Source organism: Streptomyces sp. NPDC055815, assembly GCF_053616475.1.
Genome location: NZ_JBSHDU010000083.1, coordinates 1 through 16226, shown reverse-complemented (window position 1 = coordinate 16226; position 16226 = coordinate 1). Strand labels below are relative to the sequence as shown.

Here is a 16226-nt window from a genome sequence, read left to right as displayed (position 1 = left end):
ATGAGCGCATCCCCCATCAAGTGGCAGAAGTCCTCTTTCTCCGGAGGCGGCGGAGAGAACTGCATTCACGTAGCGGAGAACGAGACGGGCGCGATCTTGATTCATGAGAGCGACGAGCCGGGGGTCGTCGTCACGACGACCCGCGAGAACCTCGCCGCGTTCATCGCCGGCGCCAAGAACGGCGAGTTCGACCACCTCATCGCCGGGGTTCAGGTCGACGACGCCAACCGAGCGCTGAGGTAGGACCCAGCAGCCCGTAGCAACGGTGCCCCCCGACCGCCCCGGTCGGGGGGCATCTGCATATGCCAATCCATGCCGGGCGACAAGTATGCCCCGGTGCACACTTGCCGCCTCTTCCCGCGTAGCAGTACGGTCGCTCTGCGTCGCAGCGAGAGGTCGATCTCGGCAGGACCGTGCCTTTTGCTGCGGAAATCTCCCCTTTCGCACTCCTGTTGGGGAGATCCCCCGAGGGTTGCCCCTCGCCGGCGGCGACCCTAGCCGACGCCAGCGAGGGGCAACTATGGCACCAGTCCGGAGGTCCGGCGTATGGGCGCGGCAAGCGGTGTGATCAGCGTCAACGGAGCAAGGTTGCCCGTCGGCGGGCTGGCTGAGATGTCCGTAGGCGCGGGGTTCGCGCTCTACGTGCTGCGGTACCCGACTTCGACATCCCGTAAGGCCGTGCCGGCTTTCGCCCCGCGCATCTTTCCGACCGCACGCGAGGCAATCCGTGCCATACGCGTGCAGGTGCGCGGGGCCCATGTGTTCGGCATGACCCCGGGCGAGATCGAGCGGGCGATCGAGTGGGTCGAGGACGGATGGATCACGGCCCTCGGTCTGCTGAACGCGGGCGAACAGTGCGGGTTCAACGTGGTGTTGGGGAACGGTGCGCTCGCCGAGTGGTCGGTGCAGCCTCTGCCGTACCTCGAAATCCGCGTGCCTGACTCACCCCGCCACAACGAACATGGCCCGCGGCAAACGGAATTGAGCTCATGAGCACGCAGATCATCGCCGACCACCTTGCGTGGAGTGCGACCCCCAAGGGCGAGCAGGCACGCGTCGTCGAGCACCAGGGCGACGCATGGCTCGCCGTGTGGAACCCGCATGACGAACACCTTGCCCTGTGGGCCGTTACGGGTGACGCCGCCGCCGAGCAGCCGCTCGTCGACTACACGTCTCCGATCGAACTGCCCGTCGCTCCCGAGGAAGCCGTGCCGCTGCTGGACGAGTTGGTGCGCTTGGGTTCCGTGGCCCGCCTCACCAACCCCTCGTTGTGGGACGCGATCGTTACGGCAGTCCTCCGCCAATCCACCGGGCAGGCGCGGCAGCGACACCGCTCGTTCTACGCGGCGTACGGACGCGGGTTCGTGACGTCGGCCGGCGAGTTCGCCATCGCGCCGACGCCCGAGGTCGTCCTCGCCCTTTCCGACGACGGGTTCGCCGCCGTGGGCGGGACGTTCAGCCGCGCCGCCCTGCGCGCCGCCGCCGAGGCATATCTCGAACACGGCGAGCAATGGGCGGCCCTCGTCCCCGAGAGCCTGGCCAAGGAACTCGGGGAGGTGCCCCGCATCAGTCCGTGGACCGCTGCCACGGCCGCCGCCGACTTCACCGGGGACTTTTCGATCTATCCGGTCGCCGACCTCGCCGTGCGCACATGGGCCTGCGCGGCGGCCCCCGGTCTCACCCTTCCCAGCTCCGACCGCGAGTTCGAGGCCCTATGGCGCCGCTGGGCGCCCACGCGCGCCCAACGGCACGCGCTGACCCTGTTCACGCTCGCCTACGGCAGTCATAGGTCGCAGGGGCGCGGGTAGCCAGAGGTCGGACCCATGAGACTTCCGCCCGCGCACAAAGCTCACGGCGGAACGCACCACCGACGAAACAGCCAAGATCACGAAGGAGATCGCATGGCCACGGCGGTACAGCCTTGGGGCATGGGGCGCTTAGCTCCGTACCCCCACACGATCGAGTTCCCGTTCACCCGGACCGAGATCGACCCCGACTCGCAGGTGACGCGCTACTTCGACGCGGACGGGCGGCGCGTCGAGATGGGGACGCACGGCACGAACAACTCGACGTCGTCCTCGACCTCGACCGGTGCGGACGGCGGCGGCGCGCAGCCGCCCGCGCCGGCGGACTCGGATTCCATCAGCGACACCGCGTCGGACTGACATGCCCGACTCACCGGTTCTCGTGATCACCGCTCTCGGTGACGTCACGGCGGATCTGGTGGTGAGCGAGCTGTACGACCGGGGTGTCCCGGTCGTACGGCTCGACCCGGCCGCCGACTTCCCCGAGCCCGCCCGGATGAGCGCGCGGATCGGAGCCGACGGGTTCGCCGGCGATCTGACCACCGCGACCCGCCGCCTCAACCTCTCGGCCGTCCGCTCCGTCTACTGGCGACGCCCCACCCCGTACGGCGACCCCCGACAGGCCCAGACCCCCGAGCAGCGATTCGGCATCGGGCAGTCCCGCGCCGGATACACAGGCGTGCTGACCGCGCTTCCCGACGCGCTGCACGTGAACCACCCCGTCCGGAACCGAGCTGCCGAGTACAAGCTCGCGCAGCTCGCCACCGCCGCCCACCTCGACCTGGCCGTGCCTGACACGCTGGTCACGAACAGCGCCGAGGATGCCCGCGCGTTCGCGGCCGAGCACGAACGCGTGATCTACAAGCCCGTGCACGGCGTGCACCAGCGAGGTGCGGACGGCAGGAACCGAACCATCTGGGTTCGTTCCGTTCAGGCCGACGAGCTCGACGACTCGATCGCCCTCTGCCCGCACCTGTTTCAGGCGTGCGTGCCGAAGATCGCCGACATCCGCCTCGCCGCCGTCGGGGGCGCGCTGTTCGCGACGCGTATCGACACCGCCGGCGACCACCTCGATTGGCGACAGGATCAGCGCCTGATCACCTGCTCGCCGATCTCGGTTCCCTCCGCCGTCGGCGATGCGGTCCGTTCCTACCTTCACGCGTTCGGGCTCGCCTTCGGGGCTTTCGACTTCGCCCTCGACCGCGAGGGCCGATGGTGGTTCCTCGAATGCAACCCGAACGGACAGTGGGCATTCGTCAACGAAGACACGAGCCGCGCCATCGCGAGCGCGCTCGCCGATTCCCTCCAGAAGGGCACCCCCGCATGACCGCTGACACCGCCGCGTCCCTGCGTCGCCGGCTCGTCGAGCAGCTCGTCGACGACGACACGCTGCACGATGCCGAAGTGCGCCGCGCGGCCGAGTCCGTCCCTCGCGAGGTCTTCCTCGGCTCCGCGATCTACAAGCCGAGCCCGCCCCCGGGCGTCACCGTGTGGACGCCCGTGCGCCGCGACGACGTCCCGGCGGAGGAGTGGTTGCGCCTCACCTACCAGAACGAGACATGGGTGACGCAGCTCGACGGGGTCCTCGCCGAGCACGCCACCGGGCCCGTGACCGGTGGCACCCCGACGTCGTCCTCGACCCTCCCCGGCGTCATCCTGTGGATGATCGAGCAGGCAGGCGTCGCCCCGGGAAAGCATGTGCTGATCATCGGCGCGGGCACCGGCTACTCGACCGCCTGCGTCTCCGAGATCGCCGGAGAGGGGACCACGACGGCGATCGAGACCGACCCGGACGCCGCAGAGCGGGCGCGGAAGGCCCTCGCCGAGGCCGGGTACGCCCCGACGCTCATCACGGGCGACGGGCTGCGCGGCCATGCCGACGACGCGCCGTACGACGTCGTGATCGCGTTCTGCTCGATGCGCCATGTCCCGTATGGACTGCTGCGGCAGATCAAGGCCGGGGGAACCCTGCTCGTCACGCTTGCCGGATGGGGGTTCGGTCACGGGCTCGTGCGTCTGACCGCCGACGGCGCGGGCGGGGCGACGGGGCGGTTCCTGCCCGGGTACACGTCGTTCATGATGGCCCGGTCGCACGACCGGCCGCCGCACGGCCCCTTCGAACTGCTGCCCGGCGAGGAACGGCCGAGCCGGATCGATCCCGCGCTGCTCGACGACTGGTCCGGTCGGTTCGTGGCGCAGCTCGCCACCCCGTCGGCCGAGCGGCTCGGGATGGGGGCCGAGCAGATCCTGCTCGACGTCGCCACGGGCTCGCAGGCTCGAACCCGGCCGAACGGGACCGGCGGGTGGACCGTGACGCAGCGAGGTCCCCTCAAGCTGTGGAACACCGTCGAGGACGCGGTCGCCATGTGGGAGAGCCACGGCTCGCCGCACCTGTCCGAGTTTGGGATGACGATCACGCCGGGCATCGAGCAGGTGTGGCTCGGCACCCCGGACGGTCCGAGTTGGGCACTGCCCATCTAGTCGGCCGTGGACAACTCCGCCCGCCGCGCCCTTCCTCCGAGGGCCCGGCGGGCGGAGCGCTTTCGTGGCGTCAGTCGGCTTGTTCCGTGGCCTGCTCGATGTCGACGCCAAGGTGCCTGTGCAGGTCGTACCGGGACACCTTGTACGCCCGCCCGTGGCGCAGGACCCGCACGGGGTAACGGCCCGTCCGTGCAAGGTGGTAGCCGGTCGTTCGGCCAAGGTGCAACGCCCTGTTGGCCGTCTCCAGCGGCATGGCGACGGGAAGCGTCATCAGCTCGTCGTGTGTCATCCCCTGTTCTGCGGTGCTCATCATCGGCCCCCTGTGACATCGGTGTGCACGTCGGCCCGTTGGTGCCGATCAATGCCTAGATCAGCAACGTACGGTCAAGAGTGGCGCTTTGCAACAGACAAAGCTAGCTTTGCAATATGCACAGTCACCAGACAGCGGGCGATGTCGTCGCCGTACAGATCCGCCGGCACCGCGAGCGCCTCGGCATGAACCGGAACGACCTCGCCGCCGAGTGCGCGCGCCTCGGGCGCCCCGACATCACGTACGCCGTGATCGTCAGCATCGAGACCGGCCGGTCCAGCGCCGAGGGCAAGAAACGCCGTCCGGTGACCGTCGACGATCTGCTCGTACTCGGCCTCGCCCTCGCCGCTCCCCCACTGCTCCTGCTGCTCCCCCTCGGGAGCGAGGAGACAGTGCCGACCGTTCCGGCCGCCGACCCACGCGACCCGTACACGGTGTGGCAGTGGATGACCGGCGAGGCGACGCCGACGCTCGACGGCCCCACCGACGGGCGGTACGTCACCGACTCCCGACAGATCGCCGGAACCGGTCAGACATGGGCCGCAGCATGGGCCACGGCGGCCTATCCCGCCTCTCTGTACCCCGAGTTCGAGCGGCGGCGCGCAGCCGTCCACAGGGCGTACCTGCGCACCGAGGCCAACCAAGCGAAGGGAGGTGATACCGAGGCAGAGACCGACTATCTGCACCGCCTCGAAGAACTCGCACGCCACATCGACGACATGGTGCGCGCGGGCCTCAAGGTCCCCGCCCTACGACGTCACCTGATCGAGGCCATGAGGGGGCTCGAAATGCTCGACAACCCCGACGCATTCACACCGGAGGAATAGGACGAGATGAACGGAACGATCACCAAGCGCTGCGGATGCCGTGATCCGCAGACCGACAAGCAGCTCGGCGCAGCGTGCAAGAAGCTGTCGCAGCGAACGCACGGCGTTTGGAGCCTGGTTCAGGAACTGCCGCCCCGCGAGGACGGCACCCGACGCCGCTTCCGCCGCAGCGGATACAAGACTAAGGGCGACGCGCAGATGGACATCAACGCGCTCGCGGCGCTGCTGGACATCGCCGACAAGAAGTCCGACCCCGAGGGACGCCGCCGCATCGCCGACTTGCTCGAAACGGTGTCGGCGAGCGGCGAGGACATCCCGGACTACGACGAGACGAAGCGTCGTTTCGCGACCGGGCAGTCTCTGACACAGCACATGACGGTCGCCGAGTGGCTCGACGCGTGGCTCGCCGGTAAGAAGGCACTCCGCAAGAGCGGCGAGACTCGGTACGAGGTCGACATCAGGTGCCACCTGAAACCCCGCATCGGGCACATCCGCGTCGACCGCCTCACGGTGCAGCACCTCGACGAGATGTTCGCCGGGATCGCCGAGGCCAACGCCGACACCCACGACGCGAACATGCAGCGCCGCGCGGCGCTCGACGAGCTGAAGACGATCCCGTGGAAGGGAACGGAGAACCGCGGCCGCCGGAAGTTCCTCAAGGACGCCATTGACGCGATGCCGCCGTTCCGCCGGATCACCGGACCATCGACTCAGAAGCACATCCGCGACACACTGCGGGCCGCTCTGAACACCGCCATCGCGCGCGGGGCGATCACCTTCAACCCCGCCTCGTACGTCGAGCTCACCCCGGCCAAGCGACCCAAGGCGATGGTGTGGACGCCCGAGCGGGTCGACGCATGGGTGCGGACCGGCGAGCGTCCCTCGGCGGTCATGGTCTGGACACCCGAGCAGGCCGGACAGTTCCTCGACTTCCTCGCCGAGTCGAAGAACCGACTGCTGCCGCTGTTCCACCTGATCACGTTTCGGGGTCTGCGGCGCGGCGAAGCGTGCGGCGTCCGGTGGGCTGACTACTCCGCAGAGAGTCGCTCAATGACCATCGCCACACAGCTCGTACAGGACGGATGGGAGGTCATAGAGAGCCTGCCCAAGACCGACAGTGGCGAGCGCGTGTTCTCGATCGACGAGTACACCGCCGAGGTGCTCGACGCGCACCGGACCAAGCAGGCCGCCGAGCGCTGCCAGTGGGGGCCCGCGTGGATCGAGTCGGGCCGGATGTTCACCCAGGAGGACGGCGAGCGGATTCACCCCGGTTGGCTGACCGACCAGTTCGAGCGGCTCGTCGACCTCTCCGGACTGCCGCCGATCCGGCTGCACGATCTGCGGCACGTTGCCGCCTCGCTCATGCTGGCCGCCGGCGTCGACGTCAAGATCGTGTCCGAGACCCTCGGGCACAGCGACAGCCGGATCACCCGGGACATCTATCAGTCGGTCATGCCCAAGGCCGCCGCCGAGGCCGCCGAGGCGACAGCCGCCATGGTTCCGCGCGGGGCGGCTCGACTGCCCAAGCAGAGGACGGTCGAGCAGGCAGACGAGCAGGATGGCCTCACGACGGCCTCACATCAGGGCGCGAAGATCATCGCGTTCCGCCCCCGTCTCGTCGGGGCATGAAAAAACCCCAGGTCACGGCGAGTGAGTCCTGGGGTAATTCCGAGCCGCCTTCGGGATTCGAACCCGAGACCTACGCATTACGAGTGCGTTGCTCTGGCCAACTGAGCTAAGGCGGCGCCGCTGTGCGTTCCCATGGTGGGTGCAGCAGCGTCGCCAAGTCTACACAGTTTCCGGAGGTGCTCCGACCACCCCCGGATCAGGCCTACGAGCAGCGCTTTCCGTCGGCCGGAGGGGTGCCTTCGAGGAGGTAGGTGTTGATCGCGGTGTCGATGCAGTCGCTGCCCCGGCCGTACGCGGTGTGGCCGTCGCCCTCGTAGGTCAGCAGGGTGCCGGAGGAGAGCTGCTCGGCGAGGGAGCGGGCCCAGTGGTACGGGGTGGCCGGGTCGCGGGTGGTGCCGACGACGAGGATCGGGGCGGCGCCCTCCGCGGTGATGCGGTGCGGCCGGCCGGTGGCCGGGGTGGGCCAGTAGGTGCAGTTGAGGGCGGCCCAGGCGAGGCCCGCGCCGAAGACCGGGGAGGCCTTCTCGAAGGACGGGACGGCCTTCGAGGCGCCCTCGGGGCCGGTGTAGGCGGGCGGCAGGTCCAGGCAGTTCACGGCGGCGTTGGCGAACATGAGGTTGGCGTAGGTGCCGTCCGACTCGCGCTCGTAGTAGCTGTCGGCCAGGGCGAGGAGGCCCGAGCCCTCCCCCGCCATCGCCCGGCCGAGCGCCTCGCGCAGCTGGGGCCAGGCGCCCTCGTCGTACATGGCGGCGATCACACCGGTGGTGGCGAGGGACTCGCCGAGCGCGCGGCTCTCGCCCGTGGGCACCGGCTTGGCGTCCACGTCGCGGAAGAACTTCTTCATCGCCTCCCCGGCCGCGGCGACGGACGCGGTGCCGAGCGGGCAGTCCGAGGTACGGATGCAGTCGGCGGCGAAGGCCTTGAACGCGGTCTCGAAGCCGCCGGTCTGGTCCCGGTTGAGCTCGATCGCCGAGAGCGAGGGGTCCATCGCCCCGTCGAGGACGAGCCGGCCGACCCGGTCGGGGAACAGCTCGGCGTACGTGGCGCCGAGGAAGGTGCCGTACGAGGCCCCCACGTAGGTGAGCTTCGCGTCGCCGAGGACCGCCCGCAGGACGTCCATGTCGCGGGCCGTCTCGACGGTGGAGACATGGGGCAGCACCTGCCGCGACTTCTTCGCGCAGCCGGCCGCGAAGTCCTTGAACGCCGCGCTCAGCGCGTTGGTCTCCGCCGCGTCGTCGGGGGTCTGGTCGACCTGCGTGTACGCGTCCATCTGCGGGCCCGTCAGACACTCGACGGGCTCGCTGCGGGCCACTCCGCGGGGGTCGACGGCCACCATGTCGTAGCGGGCGCGGACCGGCGCCGGGTAGCCGATGCCTGCGTACCCCTGGAGGTAGCCGACGGCGGAGCCGCCGGGGCCGCCCGGGTTCACCAGGAGCGAGCCGAGCCGCTTGCCGGGGCCGGCGGCCCGGACCCGGGACACCGCGAGCTCGACCTCCTCCCCGTCCGGCTTCGCGTAGTCGAGCGGGGCGCGCAAAGTGGCGCACTGGAAACCCTCGACGCCGCAGTCGCGCCACGCCAGCTTCTGCTCGTAGAACTTCTTCAGCTGCGGCGCCTGGGCCGGCGAGGAGGGCGCCGGCGCGGCCTTCCGGGGGGCGGCGGCGTCGCTCCCCCCGGAGCAGCCGGAAAGGATCAGTCCGGCTGCCGCGAGGGCCGTGGCGGACGTACGGAGCAAGCGCCTGGAATCCATTCCCGGAGCGTATCCGGACCGGTACGGATCGTGTCCAATCGCCCGAGCGGGGCCAGCGGGGGGCTAGCGGGGGGCTAGCCTCTCAGCGCCATCGTCATCGCCTCCACCGCGAGCAGCGGCGCCACGTTCCGGTCGAGGGCCTCCCGGCAGGCGAGGACCGCCTCGATGCGGCGGAGGGTCCGCTCCGGGGTGGTGTCGCGGGCGACCCGCTCCAGGGCGTCCCGCACGTCCGTGTTCGCCAGGGCCGAGCGGGAGCGGAGCTGCAGCGCCAGGACGTCGCGGTAGAAGCCGGTCAGATCGGTGAGCGCGAGGTCCAGGCTGTCGCGCTGGGTCCGGGTCCTGCGCCGCTTCTGCCGGTCCTCCAGCTCCTTCATCGCCCCGGCCGTGCCGCGCGGCATCCGCCCGCCCTGCGCCGCGCCGAGGGCCGCCTTCAGCTCCTCGGTCTCCTTGACGTCGATCTCCTCCGCGACCTGCTTGGCGTCCTCCGCGGCCGCGTCGACCAGCTCCTGCGCGGCCTTGAGGCAGCCGCCGACGTCCTCGACCCGCAGCGGCAGCTTCAGGACGACGGACCGGCGCGCGCGGGCCCGCTCGTCGGTGGCGAGCCGCCGGGCCCGGTCGATGTGCCCCTGGGTCGCGCGGGCGGCGGCCTGCGCCACCTCCGGCTCGATGCCGTCGCGCCGCACGAGCACGTCGGCGACGGCCTCCACCGGCGGGGTGCGCAGCGTCAGGTGGCGGCAGCGGGAGCGGATCGTGGGCAGCACGTCCTCCAGGGAGGGCGCGCAGAGCAGCCAGACCGTGCGCGGCGCGGGCTCCTCGACGGCCTTCAGGAGCACGTTCCCCGCGCCCTCGGTGAGCCGGTCGGCGTCCTCCAGGACGATGACCTGCCAGCGGCCGCCCGCCGGGGACAGCTGGGCGCGCCGGACCAGGTCGCGGGTCTCCTTCACGCCGATGGACAGCAGGTCCGTACGGACGATCTCGACGTCCGCGTGCGTACCGACGAGGGTCGTGTGGCAGCCGTCGCAGAAGCCGCAGCCGGGGGATCCGCCGAGGGCGCGGTCGGGGCTCACGCACTGCAGCGCGGCGGCGAAGGCACGCGCAGCGGTCGCCCGGCCGGAACCGGGAGGTCCGGTGAAGAGCCAGGCGTGGGTCATCTTGGAGGCCTCGGGGGCCGGCTCGCCGGCGGCGTGGGCGGTCACGAAGGTGTCGGCGTCACGCGCGGCGGCGGCGAGCTGCTCCTCGACCCGGGTCTGTCCGACCAGGTCGTCCCATACGGCCATGTCTGCCCCTCCTCAGGTACGTCCTCCATTGTGGGGCAGCGCTCTGACAGACCCCGCCGGCCTGTGGAAAACCCCTCCCCTCACGCGTCACCGCGCGGCCGGGTCAGCCACAGGCCGGTCGCCGAGCCGAGCAGGACCGCCCCGGTGCAGACGCTTCCGGCGATCTGGAGGCCACCGGTCCAGCCGGCGAAGGTGCTGATGAAGACGTTGGCGAGGACGCTCGCGGCGAGCAGCAGCCAGAGAAGGGCGCGCATGGGATGCCTCCGTGGAGTGGGTTTTCCGGTCGTTCTCGGGGCGTTCCCGAGCACTCTTCGATGCTCGTCTCCGTCGCGCCCCCGCACAGCGGAGCCCACCCCCGGAGCGAGGGTGTAGCCCGCTCCACCGACTCCCTCCTGCTCGCCGCCTACGCTGGCCCCATGCGTGAGGCGATCAAGGAAGCGGCCCGGGCGTGGCTCCATCTCACGATCGGTGCCGCGATCTCCCTCCTCTGCTACCTGATGGCGGGCGTCGTCCTCTTCACCGCCTGCCTCACCCTCACCGTCATCGGCGCCGGGGTGCTGCCCGAGAGCGTGCTGCTGCTGCGCCGCCTCGCCGGCTGGGAGCGGCGCCGGGCGGCCGCGTGGACCGGGAGGCCCGTCCCCGAGGCGTACCTGCCGCTCGAAGGCCCCCTCCCCGCGCGCGTGCGGACCGCGGTCACCGACGCGGGCACCCGGCAGGACCTGCTCTGGGCCGCCGCGCAGCTGCTCTACGGATCGGTGCTCTGGTACCTCTCCCTGGTCCTCTGGGCGCCCGCCCTGCTGGTCGACGGCTTCTGGACCGGGCTCGCGGGGCGCCGGCCGGTGGCCCTTCCGCTGATCGGCCGGCTCGCGCGCCTGGAGGCCGAATGGTCGCGGGCGCTGCTCACACCGGCGCCGTCGGCGGCCCGGGACGCCGCCCTCGCCGCCCGTATCGAGCAGCTCACGGCCACCCGGGCGGGCGCGATCGCCGCGCACGGCGCCGAACTGCGCCGGATCGAGCGCGACCTCCACGACGGGGCGCAGGCCCGCCTGGTGGCGCTGTCCATGCGGATCGGTCTCGCCCGGCGGGCGTACGACTCCGATCCCGTGACCGCGCGGAAACTCCTCGACGACGCCCAGACGCAGGCCGAGGAGGCGCTGGCCGAGCTGCGGCACGTGGTGCGCGGCATCCACCCGCCGATCCTCACCGACCGCGGCCTGGCCGGAGCGGTACGGGCCCTCGCCGCGAGCAGCGGCCTGGAGACGGCGGTCTCCCTGACCGGCCTCGACGGCGACCAGGCGCAGGACGGCCCGCGCGCCCCCGCCGCCGTCGAGGCCGCCGCCTACTTCGTGGTCGCCGAGGCGCTCACCAACGCCGCCAAGCACAGCGGCGCCGACCGCGCCTCCGTCTCCCTGACCCGCGAACCGGCCTCCCTACGCGTGCGCGTGCGGGACGAGGGCCGCGGCGGGGCCGAGGCGGGCGAGCGCGGCGGCTCCGGCCTGACGGGCATGCGGCGCCGGGTCGCCGCGCTCGACGGCACCGTACGGTTGACCAGCCCCACCGGGGGGCCGACCGTCATCGAAGTGGAGCTTCCGTGCGTGTGGTGATCGCCGAGGACAACGCCCTCCTCAGGGAGGGCCTGGTGCTGCTGCTGACCTCGTCGGGCCACGAGGTCGCCGGGGTCGCGGCCACCGGCCCCGAGATCCTGCCGCTGCTCCTGGAGCACCGGCCGGACGTGGCCGTCCTCGACGTGCGGCTCCCGCCCGGTTTCCGCGACGAGGGGCTGCGGGCGGCGCTCGCGGCCCGCGAGCGGCTCCCGGAGCTGCCGGTGCTCGTGCTCTCGCAGTACGTGGAGGAGACGTACGCGGCGGAGCTGCTCGGCGGCGGTGCGCGGGGCGTCGGCTATCTCCTGAAGGACCGGGTGGGCCGGGTGGACGAGTTCCTGGACGCCCTGGAACGGGTGGCGTCCGGCGGCACGGCCCTGGACCCGGAGGTCGTCACCGAGCTGATGGCCCGCCGCCGCGACGACCCGCTGGACTCCCTCACGCCCCGCGAGCGCGAGGTCCTGGAGCTGATGGCTCAGGGCCACGACAACGGCACGATCGCCCGCTCGATGGTGGTCACCGAGCGGGCCGTGCACAAGCACATCGGGAACGTCTTCCTGAAGCTCGGCCTGCCGCCGACCGACAGCGGCGGCCACCGCCGGGTCCTCGCCGTCCTGGCCTACCTCAACGCGTAGCGCCCCTCCGCGCGGCGACCGGCAGGAACACCCCCGCCACCACCGTGACGAGGACGACGCCCACGATCGTGCCGGCCTGCGCGGGCGGCAGGTACGGCAGCCCGCCGGTCAGCGCCCAGGCGAACGCGGTCAGCGGCAGCGCGCCCACCACGAGCCCCACGAGGAGGCCCGTCGCGGTCAGGAACCCCGCCTCCAGGCCGAGCATCCGGCGCAGCTGGCCGACCGAGGCGCCGACCTGGCGCAGGAGTTCCAGCTCGCCGCGCCGCCCGGCGCCGATCAGGGCGAGGGTGCTCAGGACGGAGAGGAGGGTGAGCCCTCCGATCGCGGCGACGATCCCGCCGGAGACGAGCGAGTTGAGCTCCGCGCCGGGGGGCGTCACCGACTCGGGGACGACAGGAGAGGTTCCCCGCTTCCCCGCCGCCAGCACGCGCGCGGGGTGCGGATCGCTCATGTGCGGGGCGAGTTCGGCCTTCGGCAGCAGGAACTCGCCGAGCGCGAGGGACCGTTCGTACACGGCGACCACCCGCAGCCGCTTCGGGGTCCCGTCGCCGAGCCGCAGCTCCACCGTCGAACCGGGCTTCACCTCAAGGGACTCGGCCATGTCCGCGCCCACCGCGACCGTGCCGGCCCGGCCGAGTCCGGACAGGTCTCCGGCGACGACGCCCGGGTCGAGCGTGCCCGCGAGCCCGTCGGCGTCCACGCCGAGGACCGGGAGCCGGTCGAGGCGCGGCGTACCGGCCTGCGTCCGGGCCAGGACCACCGCGGAACGCAGCACGTCCGTGGCCGTCTCCACCCCCGGAAGCGTCCGCACCCGCTCCGCCGTGGTGCCGGTGAACGCGAGGTCGGCGGTCGTCGCGGCCCGCGCCTGCGCGGCCGCGGCCCGCTCCATGGTGGCGCCCGCCGAGAGCTGCACCAGCGCGAACGCGGTGACGAGGACGACGGGGACGAGCGCGGCCCCGAGCCGGCGCGAGTGCGCGGCGGCACCGGCGGCGGTGAGCCGTCCGGGCGCGCCGCCGAACCGCCGGAACGGCCGGTCCAGGAGCGCCATCGCCGCCCCCGCGATCCACGGCCCGAGCAGCGCGCACCCGGCGACCAGCGTCACCGTGGCCGCACCGGCAGCGGCGGCGGCCGCGTCGCCGCCCTGGAGCGTGGCGGTGCCGGCCGAGCCCACGCCGAGCACGAGCAGCACGAGCCCGGCGACGCGTCGGGCGCGGGCCTTCCCCGGGCGTCCCGGGCGACGGGCCGCGAGCAGGACCACGAACCGGGCGATGCCCACCACGAGGGCGGCGACGGCGAGCAGGACGGCGAACAGCCACGGCGGGGTGGGGAGTTCGAGGCCCTCCGGTACGACTCCGGTGCGGGCCCGCAGCGCCGACCACAGCACCAGGAACACCGGTCCGGAGGCGAGCGCGCCGAGCAGCGCGGCCGCGCCCGCCACCCGGGTCACCTCCCGCCCTGCCGCGCCCCGCACCTGACGGGGCGTCGCGCCGACCGCGAGCAGCAGGTCCCGCTCGGCGGCGCGCTGCTGGAGGGCCTGCGCGACGAGCGAGGCGAGGACGAGGACGGCGATCAGGACGACGTTCGCGGAGACGGCGGCGAGCATCAGGAGCAGCTCCGCGCGCGCGGGCGGCGCGCCGAGGTGCTCGGCGCCGCCCCGGCCGTCCCCGGTGAGGGCCCGCAGCGGCTGCCCCGCGGCGGTGTCCTTCAGCCCGGCTCCGTCCAGGGCGGCCCGTACGCGCGCGTGGAGGGTGTCCACGGGTACGCCGGGCTCGGCGAGGACCCCGACGGCGTCGGCGGCACCGGGGTGCCCGGCGAGCCGCCGCGCCTCCCCCGCCGTGACGTACAGCGCGGCCGGCCCCTCGGCGACGCCGACGACCTGGCGGCCGGCCACGGTGTCCCCGACGGAGGCGCCGAGGCCGGCGCCGACGACGGCCTCCCCGGCCTGGCGGGGCTCACGGCCGTCGGTCAGCCGGTACGGGGCGAGCCGGGCCGCGTCCCAGGAGCGCCCGGGGTACGCGCGCGTGGCGTCCGCTCCGGGGGCCGCCGCCTCCCGTACGACGAACGTGTGGTCCGGGACCGCTTCCCGTACCCCGGGCACGGCCCGCAGGACGTCGACGGTCGCGTCGGGGACCCGTACCCGCTCGGTCAGCCCGGCCGTCTCGGTCCTCGGCTCGCTGCCCCACGGTGCGGTCGTCCAGCGGACCTCCTGGTCTCCGGCGACGACGACGGGCGCGGCGGCGTACCGCTCCACGCGCGCGTGGCCGAGTCCGGCGGAACCGAGCGCGAGCGCCAGCGCGCCGAGCAGCGCGGAGGTGACGGCGACGGCCGCGAACACGGCGGCCCACGCCTTGCGATGGACCCGCAGCGACCGGGCGGCGAGCAGCCGCACGGCGGGATTGCGGAGACGGCGTCCGGACAGTTCCCGGCTCATCGCGCCACCGCCAGGTGACGCCCCGCCTCGCCGAACCCGCCGAGCCCGCCGAGCGCGTCCCGTACGCCCGCCTCGTCCGGGCGGTCGAGGCGGCCGACGATCCGGCCGCGCTCCAGGAACACCGCCTCGTCCGTCCAGGTGGCGGCGGTCGGGTCGTGGGTGACGAGGACGACCGTGCGCCCCCGCTCGTCGACCGCACGCCGCAGCAGGGCCAGGACCCCGGCCGCCGTGACCGGGTCGAGGGCGGCGGTCGGCTCGTCGGCGAAGACGACCTCGGGCTCGTTGACCAGGGCGCGGGCGATCGCCACCCGCTGCCGCTGGCCGCCGGAGAGGTTCTCGGGCCGGTCCTCGGCCCGGTCGGCGAGCCCCACGGCGTCGAGGCCTGCCAGGGCGCGGGCGTCGAGCGCGGAGCCCTCGCGGGCCCCGGCGAGGAGCAGCGGCAGGGTGACGTTCTCGCGCACGTTCAGGGCGGAGACGAGGTTGAGCGACTGGAAGACGAAGCCGACCCGGTCCCGTCGGAGCCGGGTCAGACCGGCCGTCCGCAGGGTGGCGAGGTCGGTGCCCCCGATCCGTACCCGCCCGGCCGTCGGCCGTTCGAGCCCGGCCGCGCAGCGCAGCAGGGTGGACTTGCCGGAGCCCGACCGGCCCATCACCGCCAGGAAACGCCCGCGCGGCACCCTCAGGTCGACCCCGTCGAGCGCGGGCGCCCCGCCTCCGTACACGCGGCTCACCCCGTCCAGGGCGAGGGCGGCGCCGTTCTCCGTCACTGCTGTCGTCGTCATACCCGCAACGCTAGAAAAGCGCAGGTCACAGCGGCATGGAGCTGGCTGCCGGAGCGGGGGTGGAGCTAGCTCCACCCCCGGCGGGACTCAGCGGCGGCGGCGCGGGCCCTCGTCCTCGTCCTCGTGCGGGCCGAACAGTTCGTCCGCGAGGGTCGGGAGGTCGTCCAGCGGGGTCTCCTCGGCCCAGTCGGAGCGGCGGCGGGGGCGGCCGTTCTCGTCGAGCTGGGGCAGCTCCCGGGTCCGGTCGTTCGCACCGTGCGACTCCTGCGGTGCGTCGCGGAAGATGCCCTGCGGCACCCGGTCGACGGGGTCGGACGGCCCGGCGTCCCGCACGGGAGGCAGCACGGCGGTCTCGTCCGCGGCCCGTACGGGGGGCAGCACGGCGGTCTCGTCGGCGTCCCGCGCGTCACGGATCTGCGGCAGCACGGTGGTCTCCGCCTCGGGCCGGGGAGACGCCTCCGGCTTCACGATCGGCGTCTCGACCGTGACCTCGTCCGGCGAGACGGTCGGCGCGTCCGGCCGCACGACCGGGGTCGCCACGGTGACGTCGTTCGCCGACACCCCGTCCGTACGAGAGGCACGCGAGGCCGCGGCGCTCTCCGCCGCGGCCGTCCGCTCGGCGGCGGCCTTCTCCGCGGCCCGGCGCTCCCGCGCGGCCTTCTCACGGGCGGCCTTCGCCGCCTCGGCGCGCTCCGCGGCGG

The 16226-nt window shown here is 72.9% G+C and carries 16 protein-coding genes, 1 tRNA gene and 1 pseudogene; 10 read left to right on the top strand and 8 right to left on the bottom strand.

Features of this window, described 5'->3' with window-relative positions:
- The 6 genes from ACWGN5_RS34830 (at position 1) to tgmC (ending at position 4286) form a co-directional block, all read left to right on the top strand.
- Positions 1-243 (top strand): DUF397 domain-containing protein, encoded by a 243-nt coding sequence (locus tag ACWGN5_RS34830; RefSeq protein WP_453522409.1) that lies wholly within the window; start codon positions 1-3, stop codon positions 241-243.
- A gap of 303 nt (positions 244-546) precedes the next feature.
- Positions 547-993: a hypothetical protein gene (locus tag ACWGN5_RS34825; protein WP_453522408.1), complete on the top strand. Its 447-nt coding sequence runs from the start codon at positions 547-549 to the stop codon at positions 991-993.
- The gene (locus tag ACWGN5_RS34820; protein ID WP_453522407.1) at positions 990-1808 is read left to right on the top strand and encodes a hypothetical protein; all 819 of its coding nucleotides are present in this window, start codon (positions 990-992) and stop codon (positions 1806-1808) included. Before ACWGN5_RS34825 ends, ACWGN5_RS34820 begins: the two co-directional genes overlap by 4 nt.
- A 15-nt stretch (positions 1809-1823) precedes the next feature.
- On the top strand, positions 1824-2165 hold the full coding sequence (gene tgmA / locus ACWGN5_RS34815; protein ID WP_453522406.1) for a putative ATP-grasp-modified RiPP: 342 nt from the start codon (positions 1824-1826) through the stop codon (positions 2163-2165).
- Between the two features lies 1 nt (position 2166).
- Complete coding sequence (gene tgmB / locus ACWGN5_RS34810) at positions 2167-3132, top strand: ATP-grasp ribosomal peptide maturase (RefSeq protein WP_453522405.1); 966 nt, start codon at positions 2167-2169, stop codon at positions 3130-3132.
- The gene (gene tgmC / locus ACWGN5_RS34805; RefSeq protein ID WP_453522404.1) at positions 3129-4286 is read left to right on the top strand and encodes an ATP-grasp peptide maturase system methyltransferase; all 1158 of its coding nucleotides are present in this window, start codon (positions 3129-3131) and stop codon (positions 4284-4286) included. The genes tgmB and tgmC overlap by 4 nt, the downstream gene beginning before the upstream one ends.
- Positions 4287-4356: 70 nt before the next feature.
- Here the strand turns inward: tgmC and ACWGN5_RS34800 are convergent, their stop codons facing one another.
- Entirely contained in the window at positions 4357-4596 is a 240-nt protein-coding gene (locus ACWGN5_RS34800) for an integrase (RefSeq protein WP_453522403.1), read from the bottom strand.
- Positions 4597-4712: 116 nt separating this feature from the next.
- Between ACWGN5_RS34800 and ACWGN5_RS34795 the strand changes: the two genes are divergently transcribed.
- Together ACWGN5_RS34795 and ACWGN5_RS34790 are read left to right on the top strand one after the other, a co-directional pair.
- A complete protein-coding gene (locus ACWGN5_RS34795) occupies positions 4713-5423 on the top strand; it encodes a hypothetical protein (RefSeq protein ID WP_453522402.1) in 711 nt (236 codons plus the stop codon).
- 6 nt (positions 5424-5429) lie between these two features.
- Complete coding sequence (locus ACWGN5_RS34790) at positions 5430-7052, top strand: tyrosine-type recombinase/integrase (protein WP_453522401.1); 1623 nt, start codon at positions 5430-5432, stop codon at positions 7050-7052.
- A gap of 42 nt (positions 7053-7094) precedes the next feature.
- Here ACWGN5_RS34790 and ACWGN5_RS34785 read toward each other — a convergent pair.
- The 4 genes from ACWGN5_RS34785 to ACWGN5_RS34770 form a co-directional block, all read right to left on the bottom strand.
- Positions 7095-7168: transfer RNA gene (locus ACWGN5_RS34785), tRNA-Thr, on the bottom strand.
- An 86-nt stretch (positions 7169-7254) separates the two neighbouring features.
- Positions 7255-8799, bottom strand: a complete 1545-nt coding sequence (locus ACWGN5_RS34780) for an alpha/beta hydrolase (protein ID WP_453522400.1) — start codon at positions 8797-8799, stop codon at positions 7255-7257.
- A 74-nt stretch (positions 8800-8873) separates the two neighbouring features.
- Complete coding sequence (locus ACWGN5_RS34775) at positions 8874-10076, bottom strand: DNA polymerase III subunit delta' (RefSeq protein WP_453522399.1); 1203 nt, start codon at positions 10074-10076, stop codon at positions 8874-8876.
- An 80-nt stretch (positions 10077-10156) separates the two neighbouring features.
- Positions 10157-10330 (bottom strand): hypothetical protein, encoded by a 174-nt coding sequence (locus ACWGN5_RS34770; protein ID WP_453522398.1) that lies wholly within the window; start codon positions 10328-10330, stop codon positions 10157-10159.
- Between the two features lie 162 nt (positions 10331-10492).
- Here ACWGN5_RS34770 and ACWGN5_RS34765 point away from each other — a divergent pair, with 162 nt between their 5' ends.
- Complete coding sequence (locus ACWGN5_RS34765) at positions 10493-11680, top strand: sensor histidine kinase (RefSeq protein WP_453522397.1); 1188 nt, start codon at positions 10493-10495, stop codon at positions 11678-11680.
- Positions 11668-12312 (top strand): LuxR C-terminal-related transcriptional regulator, encoded by a 645-nt coding sequence (locus ACWGN5_RS34760; RefSeq protein ID WP_453522396.1) that lies wholly within the window; start codon positions 11668-11670, stop codon positions 12310-12312. The genes ACWGN5_RS34765 and ACWGN5_RS34760 overlap by 13 nt, the downstream gene beginning before the upstream one ends.
- Here ACWGN5_RS34760 and ACWGN5_RS34755 read toward each other — a convergent pair.
- From ACWGN5_RS34755 to ACWGN5_RS34745, 3 genes and pseudogenes are all read right to left on the bottom strand, one after another.
- Positions 12302-14743 carry an FtsX-like permease family protein gene (locus tag ACWGN5_RS34755; protein ID WP_453522395.1) on the bottom strand — a complete coding sequence of 814 codons (2442 nt, stop codon included), beginning with the start codon at positions 14741-14743 and terminating at the stop codon, positions 12302-12304. The genes ACWGN5_RS34760 and ACWGN5_RS34755 overlap by 11 nt on opposite strands.
- A complete protein-coding gene (locus ACWGN5_RS34750) occupies positions 14740-15525 on the bottom strand; it encodes an ABC transporter ATP-binding protein (RefSeq protein WP_453522394.1) in 786 nt (261 codons plus the stop codon). The genes ACWGN5_RS34755 and ACWGN5_RS34750 overlap by 4 nt, the downstream gene beginning before the upstream one ends.
- 87 nt (positions 15526-15612) lie before the next feature.
- Positions 15613-16226, bottom strand: a pseudogene (locus ACWGN5_RS34745) (dTMP kinase); the annotation flags it as partial.

Coding starts and splice junctions, on each gene's coding strand:
- ACWGN5_RS34770 (WP_453522398.1), bottom strand. CDS start 10,330: ATGCGCGCCCTTCTCTGGCTGCTGCTCGCCGCGAGCGTCCTCGCCAAC.
- ACWGN5_RS34820 (WP_453522407.1), top strand. CDS start 990: ATGAGCACGCAGATCATCGCCGACCACCTTGCGTGGAGTGCGACCCCC.
- tgmB (WP_453522405.1), top strand. CDS start 2,167: ATGCCCGACTCACCGGTTCTCGTGATCACCGCTCTCGGTGACGTCACG.
- ACWGN5_RS34790 (WP_453522401.1), top strand. CDS start 5,430: ATGAACGGAACGATCACCAAGCGCTGCGGATGCCGTGATCCGCAGACC.
- ACWGN5_RS34755 (WP_453522395.1), bottom strand. CDS start 14,743: ATGAGCCGGGAACTGTCCGGACGCCGTCTCCGCAATCCCGCCGTGCGG.
- ACWGN5_RS34795 (WP_453522402.1), top strand. CDS start 4,713: ATGCACAGTCACCAGACAGCGGGCGATGTCGTCGCCGTACAGATCCGC.
- ACWGN5_RS34765 (WP_453522397.1), top strand. CDS start 10,493: ATGCGTGAGGCGATCAAGGAAGCGGCCCGGGCGTGGCTCCATCTCACG.
- tgmA (WP_453522406.1), top strand. CDS start 1,824: ATGAGACTTCCGCCCGCGCACAAAGCTCACGGCGGAACGCACCACCGA.
- ACWGN5_RS34750 (WP_453522394.1), bottom strand. CDS start 15,525: ATGACGACGACAGCAGTGACGGAGAACGGCGCCGCCCTCGCCCTGGAC.
- ACWGN5_RS34825 (WP_453522408.1), top strand. CDS start 547: ATGGGCGCGGCAAGCGGTGTGATCAGCGTCAACGGAGCAAGGTTGCCC.
- ACWGN5_RS34830 (WP_453522409.1), top strand. CDS start 1: ATGAGCGCATCCCCCATCAAGTGGCAGAAGTCCTCTTTCTCCGGAGGC.
- ACWGN5_RS34780 (WP_453522400.1), bottom strand. CDS start 8,799: ATGGATTCCAGGCGCTTGCTCCGTACGTCCGCCACGGCCCTCGCGGCA.
- tgmC (WP_453522404.1), top strand. CDS start 3,129: ATGACCGCTGACACCGCCGCGTCCCTGCGTCGCCGGCTCGTCGAGCAG.
- ACWGN5_RS34775 (WP_453522399.1), bottom strand. CDS start 10,076: ATGGCCGTATGGGACGACCTGGTCGGACAGACCCGGGTCGAGGAGCAG.
- ACWGN5_RS34800 (WP_453522403.1), bottom strand. CDS start 4,596: ATGAGCACCGCAGAACAGGGGATGACACACGACGAGCTGATGACGCTT.